Annotated in this window: 11 protein-coding genes; 3 read left to right on the top strand and 8 right to left on the bottom strand. The window is 66.2% G+C overall.

Annotated elements, in window-relative coordinates; translation table 11 throughout:
• The first annotated feature begins 20 nt into the window (after window positions 1-20).
• The gene (locus DN824_RS10515; RefSeq protein WP_138408356.1) at window positions 21-2,090 is read left to right on the top strand and encodes an EAL domain-containing response regulator; all 2,070 of its coding nucleotides are present in this window, start codon (window positions 21-23) and stop codon (window positions 2,088-2,090) included.
• A 116-nt stretch (window positions 2,091-2,206) separates the two neighbouring features.
• The gene (locus tag DN824_RS10510; RefSeq protein WP_138408355.1) at window positions 2,207-3,280 is read left to right on the top strand and encodes an NAD(P)-dependent alcohol dehydrogenase; all 1,074 of its coding nucleotides are present in this window, start codon (window positions 2,207-2,209) and stop codon (window positions 3,278-3,280) included.
• A 72-nt stretch (window positions 3,281-3,352) separates the two neighbouring features.
• On the opposite strand, the gene serB is transcribed toward DN824_RS10510, so the two are convergent.
• Window positions 3,353-4,567 carry a phosphoserine phosphatase SerB gene (gene serB / locus DN824_RS10505; protein WP_138408354.1) on the bottom strand — a complete coding sequence of 405 codons (1,215 nt, stop codon included), beginning with the start codon at window positions 4,565-4,567 and terminating at the stop codon, window positions 3,353-3,355.
• A 194-nt stretch (window positions 4,568-4,761) separates the two neighbouring features.
• Between serB and DN824_RS10500 the strand changes: the two genes are divergently transcribed.
• Entirely contained in the window at window positions 4,762-6,324 is a 1,563-nt protein-coding gene (locus tag DN824_RS10500; protein ID WP_138408353.1) for an AhpA/YtjB family protein, read from the top strand.
• Window positions 6,325-6,423: 99 nt separating this feature from the next.
• Here DN824_RS10500 and DN824_RS10495 read toward each other — a convergent pair whose 3' ends face one another.
• From DN824_RS10495 to cpdA, 7 genes are all read right to left on the bottom strand, one after another.
• Entirely contained in the window at window positions 6,424-7,131 is a 708-nt protein-coding gene (locus DN824_RS10495; protein ID WP_138408378.1) for a PqiC family protein, read from the bottom strand.
• A gap of 159 nt (window positions 7,132-7,290) precedes the next feature.
• On the bottom strand, window positions 7,291-9,555 hold the full coding sequence (gene parC, locus DN824_RS10490) for a DNA topoisomerase IV subunit A (protein ID WP_138408352.1): 2,265 nt from the start codon (window positions 9,553-9,555) through the stop codon (window positions 7,291-7,293).
• A complete protein-coding gene (locus DN824_RS10485; protein ID WP_138408351.1) occupies window positions 9,552-10,079 on the bottom strand; it encodes a retropepsin-like aspartic protease family protein in 528 nt (175 codons plus the stop codon). Before DN824_RS10485 ends, parC begins: the two co-directional genes overlap by 4 nt.
• Window positions 10,076-11,062, bottom strand: coding sequence for an esterase-like activity of phytase family protein (locus DN824_RS10480; protein WP_138408350.1), 987 nt, complete (start codon window positions 11,060-11,062; stop codon window positions 10,076-10,078). The genes DN824_RS10485 and DN824_RS10480 overlap by 4 nt, the downstream gene beginning before the upstream one ends.
• Window positions 11,059-12,945, bottom strand: coding sequence for a DNA topoisomerase IV subunit B (gene parE / locus DN824_RS10475; RefSeq protein ID WP_138408349.1), 1,887 nt, complete (start codon window positions 12,943-12,945; stop codon window positions 11,059-11,061). The genes DN824_RS10480 and parE overlap by 4 nt, the downstream gene beginning before the upstream one ends.
• A gap of 18 nt (window positions 12,946-12,963) precedes the next feature.
• Complete coding sequence (locus DN824_RS10470) at window positions 12,964-13,581, bottom strand: YqiA/YcfP family alpha/beta fold hydrolase (RefSeq protein ID WP_138408348.1); 618 nt, start codon at window positions 13,579-13,581, stop codon at window positions 12,964-12,966.
• Window positions 13,582-13,710: 129 nt separating this feature from the next.
• Window positions 13,711-14,523: a 3',5'-cyclic-AMP phosphodiesterase gene (gene cpdA, locus DN824_RS10465; RefSeq protein ID WP_138408347.1), complete on the bottom strand. Its 813-nt coding sequence runs from the start codon at window positions 14,521-14,523 to the stop codon at window positions 13,711-13,713.
• Between the last annotated feature and the right edge of the window lie 94 nt (window positions 14,524-14,617).

Raw genomic sequence — 14,617 nt, 5'->3', positions numbered from 1 at the left:
TATCTAAGCTGCTGTTGCCCATGTCCCTGGAAAAAAAAACCATCCGCCTGTTGATTCTCGAGGACTCGCAGAACGAAGCCGAGCGCCTGGTCAGCCTGTTCCGCAATGCCGGACGGGCCACCCGCGTGCATCGGCTGACTTCCAACGATGATCTGGCCGAGGCCTTGACGCAAACCTGGGACCTTCTGATCAGCGCCCCCGAAAGCGAAAACCTGCCCCCGAGCGACGCGCTCAACGCGATCCGCCGGCAGGCCAAGGACATTCCGTTCATCCAGCTGCTCGAGAGCAACGACACCGACCTGATCACCGAAGCGCTGATGCTCGGCGCCCAGGACGCGGTGCCCCAGGGCGAGGACGAGCGCCTGGTGCTGGTCGCCAATCGCGAGCTCAGCAACCTGGAGGAACGCCGTGCCCGCAGAGCGGCCGACGTCGCGCTGCGCGAGGCGGAGAAGCGTTGCCAGCTGCTGCTGGAAAGCTCGGTCGATGCGATCGCCTACGTTCACGACGGCATGCACATCTACGCCAACCGCGCCTACCTCGAACTGTTCGGATACGACGACGTCGAGGAACTGGAAGGCATGCCGATGATCGACCTGATCGCCTCTTGCGACCAGGTCAGCTTCAAGGACTTCCTGAAGAACTACCAGAGCCTCGAGGGCAGCGCCGAGCTGAGCTGTGGCGGCGTCCGCGCCGACGGCAGCAGCTTCAAGTCGCGCATGCATTTCTCGCCGGCCGCCTATGATGGCGAGCCCTGCATCCAGGTGGTGATCCGCGCGGAAGCCGACAACGCGGAGCTCGAAGAAAAGCTGCGCGAAATCAGCAGCCAGGACCTGGTCACCGGCCTGTACAACCGCAGCTATTTCCTGGAGCTGATGGACAACGCCGTGGAGCGTGCCGTCAACGCCGGTCAGAGTTCCTGCCTGGCCTACATCCGGGTCGATCGCTTCGCCAGCCTGGTGGCCGACATCGGCCTGGCGGACTCGGACCTGCTGCTGACCGATATCGCCAACATGCTGCGGGCGCATTTCGGCGAAAGCGCCCAACTGGCCCGCTTCGGCGATGACGTTTTCGCCGTGCTGCAGCACGGCGTGACGCCGCAACAGGCCGAACCCGAGCTGACCGCACTGCTGCGCAAGGTCGAAGGGCACCTGTTCGAAATCGGCGGACGCACCGTGCAGACCACCCTGACCATCGGCGTGGCCGGCCTCGACGAGAAGACCGCCAAGGCGCAGGAAGTCGTCGATCGCGCGCACCGCTGCGCAGACGAACTCAACGACGGGAACGCGCTGAAGGTCTACAACCCCGCCGACGAACTGGCCGCCGCCGCCAGCCGCGGGAACCTCGTGGCCATGGTTCAGCAGGCGCTCGAGAACAACCAGTTCCGCTTGCTGTTCCAGCCGGTGATCAGTCTGCGTGGCGACACGCACGAGCATTACGAAGTGCTGCTGCGCCTGTTGAGTCCGCAGGGCGAGGAAGTGCCGCCAGTGGACTTCCTCGCGGCCGCGAAGGATGCGGGCCTGGCGGAGAAAATCGACCGCTGGGTGCTGCTCAATTCGATCAAGCTTCTGTCCGAGCACCGCGCCAAGGGGCACAGCACGCGACTGTTCGTCCACCTGACCAGCGCCAGCGTCCAGGATCACACCCTGCTGCCATGGCTGAGCGTGGCCCTGAAGGCCGCCCGCCTGGCATCCGACTCGCTGGTGATCCAGCTCAGCGAACCCGATGCCATCGCCTACCTGAAGCAGGCCAAGGCCCTGACCCAGGGCCTTGCGCAACTGCACTGCAAGGCAGCCCTGAGCCAGTTCGGCTGCGCGCTGAATCCGTTCAATACCCTGAAGCACCTGAGCGTCGACTACGTGAAGGTCGATGGCTCCTTCACCCAGGACCTGTCGAAACCGGAAAGCCAGGAAGCGCTGAAAACCATGCTCACCACGCTGCACGAGCAGTCCAAGCTGAGCATCGTTCCCTATGTCGAAAGCGCCAGCGTGCTGGCGACGCTCTGGCAGGCGGGTGTCAACTACATCCAGGGCCACTACCTGCAGGGCCCCAGCCAGTCGATGGACTACGACTTCTCGTCCGGCGAGGAGTGACCCGCCGGGTCCCGCCTCGCCCCGAATCCGCCCGGTTGCTTGACCGGGATCATCCGTCGACCACACCACTGGACTAGAGTATCCGGACGCCTTCCCTTCGAAGAGGAGTCCGCACCATGGTCATGATGAAAGCCGCCGTGTTCGTCGAACCGGGCCGCATCGAGCTGCAGGACAAGCCGATCCCGGAGATCGGCCCCAACGACGCCCTGCTGCGCATCACCACTACCACCATCTGTGGCACCGACGTGCACATCCTCAAGGGCGAGTACCCCGTGGCCCCCGGCCTGACCATCGGCCACGAGCCGGTGGGCATCATCGAGAAACTCGGCAGCAACGTGCAGGGCTACCAGGAAGGCCAGCGCGTGATCGCCGGAGCGATCTGCCCGAGCTTCACCTCCTACGCCTGCCAGGACGGGCTCGCCTCGCAGGACGGCGGCTGCGCCTGCCATGGCTACAAGCCCATGGGTGGCTGGCGCTTCGGCAACACCATCGACGGCACCCAGGCCGACTACGTGCTGGTGCCCGACGCCCAGGCCAACCTGGCGCCGGTGCCGGACGGCCTGACCGACGAGCAGGTGCTGATGTGCCCGGACATCATGTCCACCGGCTTCGCCGGCGCCGAGGCGGCCAACATCAAGATCGGCGATATCGTGGTGATCTTCGCCCAGGGCCCGATCGGGCTCTGCGCCACCGCCGGCGCCAGGCTGCGCGGTGCCGGCACCATCATCGCGGTGGACGGCGTCGATGCCAGGCTCGATATCGCCCGGCAGATGGGCGCCGACGTCACCTTGAATTTCAGGAACGTGGATGTGGTCGACGAAGTGCTCAAGCTCACCGGCGGGCGCGGCGCGGATGCCTCGATCGAGGCGCTGGGATTGCAGTCGACCTTCGAAAGCGCGTTACGGGTGCTCAAGCCGGGCGGCACGCTGTCGAGCCTGGGCGTCTACTCCAGCGACCTGACCATCCCGCTGGGCGCCTTCCACGCCGGCCTCGGTGATCACAAGATCGTCACCTCGCTGTGCCCCGGCGGCAAGGAACGCATGCGTCGCCTGCTCAACGTGGTGGCCTCCGGCCGCGTCGACCTCGGCCCGCTGGTCACCCACCAATACGCTCTGAGCGACATCACCGATGCCTACGACCTGTTCGCCAATCAGCGCGATGGCGTGCTGAAGGTGGCGATAAAGCCGTAAATAAGCTGGAAGCTCATAGCCGAAAGCTGGAAGGAGAGCCTTGGACCGACACCGCCCAGCTTCCGGCTGCCTTTATTCCGTGCCATCCCGATCCCTGAAGCCCAACAGGTACAGGATTCCGTCGAGTCCCAGCGTCGAGATCGCCTGCTTGGCGGACTGCTTGACCAGCGGTTTGGCCCGGAACGCCACGCCCAGCCCGGCGATACCGAGCATCGGCAGGTCGTTGGCGCCGTCGCCCACCGCGATCGTCTGCTCCAGACGCAATCCTTCCCGCGCGGCGAGCTCGCGCAACAGGTCGGCCTTGCGCTGGGCATCGACGATCGGCTCCACCGCCACGCCGGTCAGGCAGCCATCCTCGATCTGCAACTCGTTGGCGAACACGTAATCGATGCCGAGCCGCGCCTGCAGCTGCTTGGCGAAGTAGGTGAAACCGCCGGAGAGGATCGCCGTCTTGTAACCGAGGCGCTTGAGCTCGGCAAACAGCACCTCGGCCCCCTCGGTCAGGCGCAGCGTCGCGCCGACCTCCTGGAGCGCCGACTCGGGCAGCCCTTTGAGTAGCGCCAGGCGCTCCTTGAAGCTCGAGCGGAAATCCAGCTCGCCGCGCATCGCCCGCTCGGTGATCTCCACCACCTGCGCACCGACCCCGGCGGCCTTGGCCAGCTCGTCGATGACTTCCGCTTCGATCAGGGTGGAGTCCATGTCGAACACCGCCAGCCGCCGGTTGCGGCGAAACACCGAGTCGCGCTGGAAGGCGATGTCGACGTTCAGCTCCTGGGCGACACTCAGGAACTCGGCGCGCAACGCCGCGGTATCGGCAGGCTCACCGCGCACCGAGAACTCGATGCAGCCCTTGCCCTGCTCGTCCGGCGTGTCGAGCGGCATGCGCCCGGAAAGCCGGTCGATATGGTCGATGTTCAGGTCGTACTTGGCCGTGATCGCACTGACCCGCTGCAGCTGCTCGGCGGTCACCTTGCGCGTCAGCAGCGTGACGATGTGGCGCGGCTTGCCCTGCCCGCCTACCCACTGCTGGTAATCCTCCTCGGAGACCGGCGTGAAACGCACCTGCTGGTCCAGCTTGTAGCCGGTGAACAGCACGTCCTTGAGGACCGACGAGGCACGCTCGGTGTCGGGAATCTCCACCAGGATGCCGAACGACAGGGTGTCATGGATGACCGCCTGGCCGATGTCGAGGATATTCACGCCACCCTGGGCGAGGACACCGGTGATCGCGGCCGTCAGTCCAGGCCGATCTTCCCCGGTGATGTTGATCAGGACGATTTCGCGCAAGGCGCAGCTCCCATGCCAAAAGTGGGCGGCATTCTACAACAGCTCCGCGGCCCGGTTGGGCGCGCGTGCACGCTCGAGGCCGCGCCATCGCGAGCCCTGGCGCCTTTTTGTCATCTTTGGACCGCCGACCTTCAGCCCATACACCGCTTTCCGTATACTGCTCGACAACTCCCTTCGAGAAAGAGCCGCGCTCTGTGAACCGGCCCCCATCCGTAAAACCCGACAATTTCTTCCTGCTGATCTATCGTGCCCTGCGTCAACGGCGGGTCCCGCTGGTGCTGCGCATTGCCAGCCATACCCTGTTGCTGGTGACCCTGGCGCTGATCGTCTACTCCTGGGTCATGGGCATGCAGTTCAAGCAGGCCATGGAGCAGCAGGCCGACGCGCTGGGCCAGAGCCTGATCACCCAGACCGCCGCCTCGGCCACGGAGCTGCTGGTGGCCAACGACATCCTCAGCCTCAACGTCCTGCTCAGCAATCTGGTGAGAAACCCCATGGTCGCCCATGCGGCCATCTACAGCGTGGGCGACAACCGGGTGCTGGCCGAGTCGGGCACGCGCCCCTCGCGCAACCTGCTCAACGACGACACCGGCATCTATTCCACGCCGATCACCTTCCAGGAAGTCATCGCCGGCGATCTGCGCATCACCCTCGACATGCAGCAGTTCCAGCAACCGATGACCATCAGCCTGCAGAGCATGGGACTGCTCAGCCTGATCCTGCTGGCGCTGACGCTGTACCTGAGCATGCGCCTGGGCCGGCAGATCTCCATGCCCCTGATGCAGCTGCGCGTGTGGGTGCGCGATCCGGACGACCCGGCCCCGGGTTCCGGCCGCCTGGATGAAATCGGCGACCTGGCGCGCCAGCTGCAGGCACGCCTGGTCCCGGAAAAGCCCGAACCCGAATACGAAGACGAGCCGGATTACGAAGACGACGAGCTGTACGACGGCGATGACTATGCCGACGAGGCCGAGGACGACGAGCCCTTGCGCGAAGCAGCCGAACCCTTCGAGGAAGACGAGCTGGACGTGGAAGTGGACTATCTCGACGAGCCCGAGCCACGCCGCGGCGTCCGCCACGCCCCGCTCGACGAGGACGAATTCGCCCCCTTCGATGAAGAGTTCGACGCGCCTGCCATTGCCGACAAGCCGGTCGCATCCAGGCCCCTGGCTCCACCGGTCCCGAGCAGGAGCGCGGTGCTGGCGGTGCAGCTCGGTGCCCAGGAACAACTGCGTCGGCTGCCGCGCAGCCAGCTGATGGACCTGCTGCAGCGCTACCGCGACTGCCTCGAGCAGGCCGCCACGCTCTACCAGGCCGAGCTGCAGACCCTCAATGACGGCAGCAGCCTGATGCTGTTCCACAGCCAGGACGACGAGGAAAACTACCTGACCCACGCGCTGTGTTGCGGGGAGCTGCTACGCGCCCTGGGCCATGCCTTGCAGATAGAGGTCGCCGACACCGGCATCACCCTGCAGCTGCAACTGGGACTGACGCTGGGCAACGACCTGGCCGACCTGAGCCAGGGCGAGCTGCTGCTCAGCGAACCGGCCCAGGCAGCCTTGGCCATGTCGCAGCACAGCCGCAACCTGCTGCTCGTCGAGCGCGCCATCGGGGACGATCCGCTGGTACGTCAGCGCGCGCGCATCCGTCCCATCGCCAGCCCGGAAGGCGCCTGCTGCGTCGAGCGCCTGCTGGAGCCCTACCCGGCCCTGCTCGAGCGCCAGCTGGCGCGCATGCACGAGCTGCGCAACCGCTAAGCGCTTCGACCGACGCCGTCGCTGGCTGGCAGCGAAACGAAAAACGCCCCGACTGGATCGGGGCGTTTTCGTTTCAAAGGTGTCCGAGCAGACGCTTCGTCAGAAGCGAAACACTTCCATTTCGGTACGGATGGTTTCGAGCGCGGGAATGCGGGGCGCGGCAGCCTCGGTACTGCGGCCGCTGTCCGCCTTGGGCTTGGCGGCGGTCCTGGGCTTTGCCCGGGGACCGGCGGCCACCGGCTCGATCGCACTGGCGAGCTGCTCGCCCAGACGCTGTAGCAGCAGGCTCTGCGCACGCACCTGATCGGCCGTGGACCCCTGATGCTCTTCCTGAAGGCGAACCAGACGGCTCGCCTGCTGCTTGCCATCCTTGTCCAGCAATTTCCACTGTGCCTCGAGCACCGCAGGTTGCTGCGGGCCGGAATCGAGTCGGGTAATCGCCAGTTCGACCTGGACGTCGGGCACGAAGCCCGAGGCCTCGCCAAGCGCCATGCGCTGGGTATCGAGTCGCCAGGCCAGCTGGCGCAACAACAACTGATCGACGCCCTGCCCGAGCGGTCCGGCCCAGCGGGCATCCGCGCCGACCGGGGCCAGGCTGCCGTCGGCACGGCGCTGGAGAATGTCCTCGCGCTGCAGGTAATCGGCCAGCTTGACCGGAGCCAGCAGCACCGCCGCACCGTCGGCCCGCTCCGGAAGCTCGACGACACCGTTGTCGAGCGAGTACAGGGGGACCGAATGGGGGCTCGCACAGCCGGCCAGTACCGAGGCCAGCAGCAGAGCGATGGGGTAACGCACCAGGTTCATCATCACATCCATAACAGCAGCCAGGGCGAACACATGGCGCGTCCGGCCCTGTGCGAATCATTGCCGCGAAGTGCTGGCGCCGCTTCGGGCCAGGCACATCGACCCTGCAGGTTGAAGGGCGTTATCTTCCGGGATAACGCCCGCCGACACCAGCACCTGATGTCAGTTCACCCGGGCCTTTTCGACAAGCAGCCCGTCGACCCGCTGAAAGCCGCGCGGCAGCTTGTTGCCACGACGGCCCCGCTCGCCCTGGTAATGCTCCAGATCCTCGGGCTTGAGCGACAGCGTGCGCTTGCCTGCCTGCAACACGAGGGTCGCGCCCGGCGGCAACACCGCAAGGTCGCTGACGTATTCTTCGCGACTGGCGACCCGGTCCCCCGGAACGCTGATGATCTTGTTGCCCTTGCCTTTGCCCAGCTGCGGCAGGTCGGCCACCTTGAACAACAGCAGGCGCCCTTCCGTCGTGACGGCCGCCAGCCAATCCTCATCCCGGCTCGAAAGCGGCCTCGGGGCCATCACTTTCGCCCCGGCAGGCAGGTTGAGCAGGGCCTTGCCCGCCTTGTTCTTGGCCTGCAGGTCCTCACCCTTGACGACGAAGCCATAGCCGGCGTCCGACGCGATCACGTACAGCGCCTCGTCATCGGGCAGCAGCACGCACTCGAAGCTGGCCCCCGGCGGAGGCGCGAGGCGCCCGGTCAGCGGCTCGCCCTGACCGCGCGCCGAAGGCAGGGAATGGGCGGGAAGCGAATAGCTTCGTCCGGTGGAGTCGATGAACACGGCGTATTGGTTCGAGCGCCCCGCGGCTGCCGCCTTGAAGCCGTCGCCGGCCTTGTAGGAAAGCCCCGTGGCATCGATGTCGTGACCCTTGGCGCAGCGCGCCCAGCCCTTCTCGGAAATCACCACGGTCACCGGCTCGGACGGCAGCAGCTCGTTCTCCGAGAGCGCACGGGCTTCGGCGCGCTCGACGATGGGCGAGCGGCGCTCGTCGCCGTAGGTCTCGGCGTCCTCGAGCAGCTCCTTGCGGACCAGCCTCTTGAGCTTGGCTTCGCTGCCGAGCAGGCTCAGCAGCCGGTCGCGCTCCTTGGTCAACTCGTCCTGCTCGCCGCGGATCTTCATCTCTTCCAGCCGCGCCAGCTGGCGCAGACGGGTGTCGAGGATGTAATCGGCCTGCAGCTCGGAGAGCTCGAAGCGCGCCATCAGCACCGGCTTGGGCTGGTCCTCGGTGCGGATGATGTGAATGACCTCGTCGAGGTTGAGGAAGGCGACCAGCAGGCCCTCCAACAGGTGCAGGCGCCTTTCCACCTTGTCCAGGCGGAACTGCAGGCGCCGGCGCACCGTGCCGATCCGGTAGACCAGCCACTCGCTGAGCAGCGTGCGCAGGTTCTTGACCTGCGGCTTGCCGTCGAGCCCGATGATGTTGATGTTCACCCGGTAGGTCGACTCGAGGTCGGTGGTGGCGAACAGGTGCTGCATCAGCTCGGCCGCATCGACACGATTGGAGCGCGGGATGATGACGATGCGGCAGGGGTTCTCGTGGTCCGACTCGTCGCGCAGGTCGGCGACCATCGGCAGCTTCTTGGCCTGCATCTGCGAGGCGATCTGCTCCAGCACCTTGGCGCCGGAAACCTGATGCGGCAGCGCGGTCACCACCACGTCGCCGTCCTCGACACGGTACACCGCGCGCATGCGCACCGAGCCGCGGCCGGTCTCGTAAACCTTCAGCAGGTCGGCGCGCGGCGTGATCACCTCGGCTTCGGTCGGAAAGTCCGGGCCCAGGATGTGTTCGCACAGTTGATCCACCGTGGCGCCCGGCTCGTCGAGCAATCGCACGCAGGCCGTGGCCACTTCGCGCAGGTTGTGCGGCGGCACGTCGGTGGCCATGCCCACCGCGATACCGGTGGTGCCGTTGAGCAACAGGTTGGGCAGGCGCGCCGGCAAGGTGGCGGGCTCTTCGAGCGTGCCGTCGAAGTTCGGCACCCAGTTGACGGTGCCCTGCCCCAACTCGCTGAGCAGCACTTCGGAATAGCGCGACAACCGCGCCTCGGTGTAGCGCATGGCGGCGAAGGACTTCGGATCGTCCGGCGCTCCCCAGTTGCCCTGGCCGTCGACCAGCGTGTAGCGATAACTGAACGGCTGCGCCATCAGCACCATGGCTTCGTAGCACGCCGAATCGCCATGGGGGTGGAACTTGCCGAGCACGTCGCCGACGGTACGTGCGGACTTCTTGTGCTTGGAGTCGGCGCCGAGCCCCAGCTCGCTCATGGCATAGATGATCCGCCGCTGGACGGGCTTGAGGCCGTCGCCGATGTGCGGCAGCGCGCGATCCATGATCACGTACATCGAATAGTTGAGATAAGCCTGCTCGGTGAAGTCGGCGAGCGAGCGACGCTCCACGCCTTCGAGGCTCAGGTCCAGGGTTTCGCTCATGGTCGTTCCGTGGCGTGTTGGCGCAGCACCAGGGTGCCGGCGCGCTGGGTGAATTCAAGCTGTCGCAGGGCGCTCATGCCGAGCAGCACCTGCTCGCCGGGAAAGCCCGGCACCACGAGGGCGCGCACGTCGTGCAGCACGATCTCGCCGAGGCTGAGGGTGCCGAGCACGGTGCGATAGCCGGTGGCCGGACCGTTGGCGGTCTGTACCTGCACCGGCCGGCCGTGTTCGAGATTCAGCCGCTCGGCAAGCCCCTGGGGCATGGCGACGTCGGTCGCCCCGGTGTCCAGCAGGAACACCACGTCTTCGCCGTTGATCTGTCCCGTCGCGACGAAATGGCCCTGGGCGTTGCCGGCCAGCTGCACCTCGATCTGGCCGCCCTCTATACGCGAGACGGGTTCGCGATTGGGGTTGTAGCGTCCCTGCTCCCAGTCGCCGAAGAACCGCGCGGCCAGCCAGAGCCCGATGCCCCAGGCGAGCACCAGCATCACCCGGCCGGCCCGGCGCCCGGCGGTCTGGCTCACCGGCGCGCGCTCCAGCCGCCCTTGGGCGCCGCGAAGCGCCAGACGATCGGCCGCGACTCACCGTCCTGGCGGGTCAGTTCGTTGTTGTCGAGGCCGATCCAGGCGCCATCGGCGTCGATCCAGAGCGACTCCACCGTGCTGTAGGGCGAATCGTACAGGCGGTGTTCCGCGGACGCGGTCTCGGCGAAGGACCAGCAGCGCTCGACCGCGCCCGTCGAGGCGGTGCGACGGCAGATACGCAGCGCAAAGCGCTCGAGGGTGAAGAGCTTGTCTTCGAAGAACGCCAGGCCGGAGAAGTCGCGCTGCAGCGACTGGCCTTCCAGCGGATGCGGTGGATTCTCCCGCCCACCCTCGGACATCAGCACGCAGCCACCGGTACAGATCCAGCGCGACTGCCTGCGATGGACCACCAGCAACCCGCGGCGCTCACGCTCGGCGGCAAGCCACATGCGGTCTCCGGCGGGGTCGACCGCGATTCCTTCGAACAGGGCGTTGAACTTGAGCAGCATGCCGCTGGCACGCGCCTGGCGCACCAGGCTGTCGGGCAGGGTCAGCCACTCGGCGGTTCCCGCGGGATTGAGCTTGAGCACGCTGGCATAGGCTTCGCTGACCAGATAGCGGTTGCCCAGGCTGTCGCAGCTCATGCCCTCGAAATCCATATGGCCGCCGCGCACCAGCCCCATCACCCAGCTGCGCACCCGCACGCCCCAGGGCAAACCGGTGTCCGGGGGCGGCGGAAGCTCGAAGGCCTCGGCTTCGGCGCGCCAGACGTCCTCGCGGGTATCGAAGCGGTAGACGATAGCGTCGTCGCGGTCCGAAACGCCCCAGAGCGCATCGCCACACCAGGCCATGCCCGACAGGTTGCCCTGCGCCATGCCCTCGATCGGGTGTTCGCTGAGCAACTCGAGCTCCGGGAGCGGCGGCTCCTGGGCCAGGGCCGGCATCGCCAGGAAGCAGGCCAGGCACAACCAGCGGCGGATCAAACCAGAACCTCGGCCAGGTCGCCCTTCGATTCGAGCCAGCTCTTGCGATCGCCGGCGCGCTTCTTGGCCAGCAGCATGTCCATCATCTCGGTGGTGCCTTCGAAATCGTCGAGGGTCAGCTGCACCAGGCGCCGGGTGTTCGGGTCCATGGTGGTCTCGCGCAGCTGCAGCGGATTCATCTCGCCCAGCCCCTTGAAGCGGGTGACCTGAGGCTTGCCGCGTTTCTTTTCGGCGACCAGACGATCGAGGATGCCATCGCGCTCGGCTTCGTCCAGCGCATAGTGGATCTCCTTGCCGAGGTCGATGCGATAGAGCGGCGGCATGGCCACATACACGTGCCCCGCATCGACCAGAGGCCGGAAATGCCGAACGAACAGCGCGCAGAGCAGCGTGGCGATGTGCAGACCGTCGGAGTCGGCGTCGGCAAGGATGCAGATCTTGCCGTAACGCAGCTGGGTCAGGTCGGTGGCGCCCGGGTCGACGCCGATGGCCACGGCAATGTCGTGGACCTCCTGGCTCGCGAGCACCTCGCCACCGTCCACTTCCCAGGTGTTCAGGATCTTGCCGCGCAGCGGCATGATCGCCTGGAATTCCTTGTCCCGCGCCTGCTTGGCGCTACCGCCGGCAGAGTCGCCCTCGACCAGGAACAGCTCCGAGCGCATCGGGTCCTGCCCGGCGCAATCGGCCAGCTTGCCGGGCAGGGCCGGCCCCTGGGTGATCTTCTTGCGCTCGACCTTCTTGCCGGCCTTCAGGCGGCGGCCAGCGTTGCTGATCGCCAGCTCGGCCAGCTGCATGCCGAGTTCGGGATGGGCGTTGAGCCACAGGCTGAAGGCATCCTTCACCACGCCGGACACGAACGCGGCGGCCTCGCGCGAGGACAGGCGCTCCTTGGTCTGGCCGGAAAACTGTGGCTCCTGCAATTTCATCGAGAGCACGAAGGCGATGCGCTCCCAGATGTCCTCAGGCGCCAGCTTCACTCCCCGCGGCAGCAGGCTGCGGAACTCGCAGAATTCGCGCATTGCATCGAGCAGGCCCTGGCGCAACCCGTTGACGTGGGTGCCACCCTGCGCCGTGGGAATCAGGTTGACGTAGCTTTCCTGCAGACTGTCGCCGCCCTCGGGCAGCCACAGCAGCGCCCAGTCCACGGCCTCGGTGTTGCCGGCCAGGCTGCCGATGAAGGGCTCGTCCGGCAGCCGCACGAATTCGGCCACCGCATCGACCAGGTAGGAGCGCAGGCCGTCCTCGTAGTGCCACTCGGTCTTCTCGCCGCTGGCCTCGTCCAGGAAGGTCACGCTGAGTCCGGGGCAGAGCACGGCCTTGGCCTTGAGCACATGCTTGAGCCGGCTGACGGAGAACTTCGGCGAGTCGAAATACTTAGGATCGGGCCAGAAATGCACGCTGGTCCCGGTGTTGCGCTTGCCCACGCTCCCGATGACTTCCAGGTCGCTGGCCTTGAAGCCGTCGGCGAAGGTCATCCGGTATTCGTTGCCGTCGCGCTTGACGCGCACCTCGACGCGGGTCGAGAGCGCGTTCACCACCGAGATCCCCACCCCGTGCAGACCGCCCGAGAACTGGTAGTTCTTGTTGGAGAACTTGCCGCCCGCGTGCAGCTTGGTGAGGATCAGCTCGACGCCGGGAACCCCTTCTTCGGGGTGGATATCCACCGGCATGCCACGGCCGTCGTCGATCACTTCCAGGGAGTTGTCCGCATGCAGGATCACCTGCACCGAGCGCGCGTGGCCGGCCAGCGCCTCGTCGACACTGTTGTCGATGACTTCCTGGGCCAGGTGATTGGGCCGCGAGGTGTCGGTGTACATGCCTGGGCGCTTGCGCACCGGATCGAGGCCGGAAAGAACCTCGATGGCTTCTGCGGTGTAAGACATGGGCGTCTCGTGCTGTCCTTATAGATCGGAAAAATCGACGTCGCGCCAACGCGCGGGGTCGAGGCCGGCAAATGCCAGCAGCGCTGGCAGCCGTTGGGCAAAGCCCTGGAAACCATGATCGCCGCCAGCCTGGATGCGCAGGGCGCAGCCTTCGTAGAAACGCTCGGCGTGACGGTAATCGAGGGTTTCGTCGGCCGTCTGCAGCCAGACCTGATAGCGCTGGGCGTCGGCCGGGGCGGGCACTTCCAGCTCGGCAAGCGCGGCGACGTGGTCCTCGGTAAGCATCCATACCTCGCCGCTGTAGAGGTTGGTCTGGGGCCCCAGGTAGCCATCGAACAGGCGATGCGGGTTGACCGCCGGATTGATCAGCAACGCCTTGAGCCCGTGGCGCTCGGCAAGGTGGGTCGCATAGTAGCCGCCGAGGGAGCTGCCGACCAGCACCGGGCGCCCTAGCTCGGCGATGATGCCCTCCAGCTGGGCGATCGCCTCGCGTGGATGATGAGGAAGCGCAGGTACCCGCAGCCGGTCCGACAGCCCCATGCGCTCGAACGCGGCGCTCAGCTGGCGGGCCTTCTGCGAGGCGGGAGAGCTGTTGAGGCCGTGAAGATAGAGAATGGACGAAGGATCGCGGGACATTCGGACTCGGCTTGCCTGGGGTAAAGGCGGAAGGCTACAAGCCCCGGCACGATGGCTGCAAGCGAACCCACCGGCCGGACTGACACGAGGTGTAACCGGGCAAGCGGCGCTGCGCGTCGGCCGCCATCCTCAGTATCCCTTGACGCTGTAATCCACCTTGAAATCGATGCCGCTGACGCGCGACACGCCGGTTTCGAGCTGCCCGTCGTCGTGCAGGCGCAACCAGCGGTAACCCGGCGAGCGCGTATCGACGAGGAAGTCGTCGCTGCCCGGGGCGAACTGGATGCCGGTCGACGGCGAGGCGAGCAGCCGCACGCCGTTGCGCCACTGATCGTATTCCTGGTGAATATGCCCCCAGAGCACGGCGCGGACCTGGGGGTAGCGGTCCAGCACCTCGAACAGGGCGCCGGCATTGCGCAACCCGATGGTATCCATCCAGCGGCTGCCGATTTCGACCGGATGATGATGGAAACTGACCAGATGGTGACGCTCGGGCGCCTCGCGCAGAGAGCGCTCGAGCAATTCGAGCTGCTCGTCGGCCAGATAGCCCGCCACCGCGCCCGGAATCTGGGAGTCGAGCATGATGATTCGCCAGCGGCCCAGATCCAGTACCGGATCCATCAGGTCGCTGTCCGCGACGACGGCGCGCATGGCATCGGCCTCGTCATGGTTGCCGGGATACCAGCGCACGGGCGCGGGAATGCGCGAAGTGAGGGCCTGGAAACGCAGGTAGGACGACACGGAGCCGTCCTGGGAAAGGTCGCCGCTGGCCAGGATCAGATCGATATCGTCCTGCTCGTCGAGCACCAGATCGATCACCCGATCCAGACTGTAGCCAGTATCCATACCCAACAGCTTGCCGCCCTGATCGGCGAACAGATGGCTGTCGGTCAGCTGCACCAGCAGCACCGAATCAGCAGCTGTTGTGGGGGTCGAACTCACCAAGACCCTTCTCCTCGGGACGTATTTCGCAGTGGAATTATGGTGCCATACGCGCCGCAGGGTAAGTGCAGGAAACGGGGCACCGATCACAGAA

The sequence above is a fragment of the Stutzerimonas nosocomialis genome (assembly GCF_005876855.1).
Lineage (GTDB): Bacteria > Pseudomonadota > Gammaproteobacteria > Pseudomonadales > Pseudomonadaceae > Stutzerimonas > Stutzerimonas nosocomialis.
This window is presented reverse-complemented; position numbering and strand designations above follow the sequence as displayed.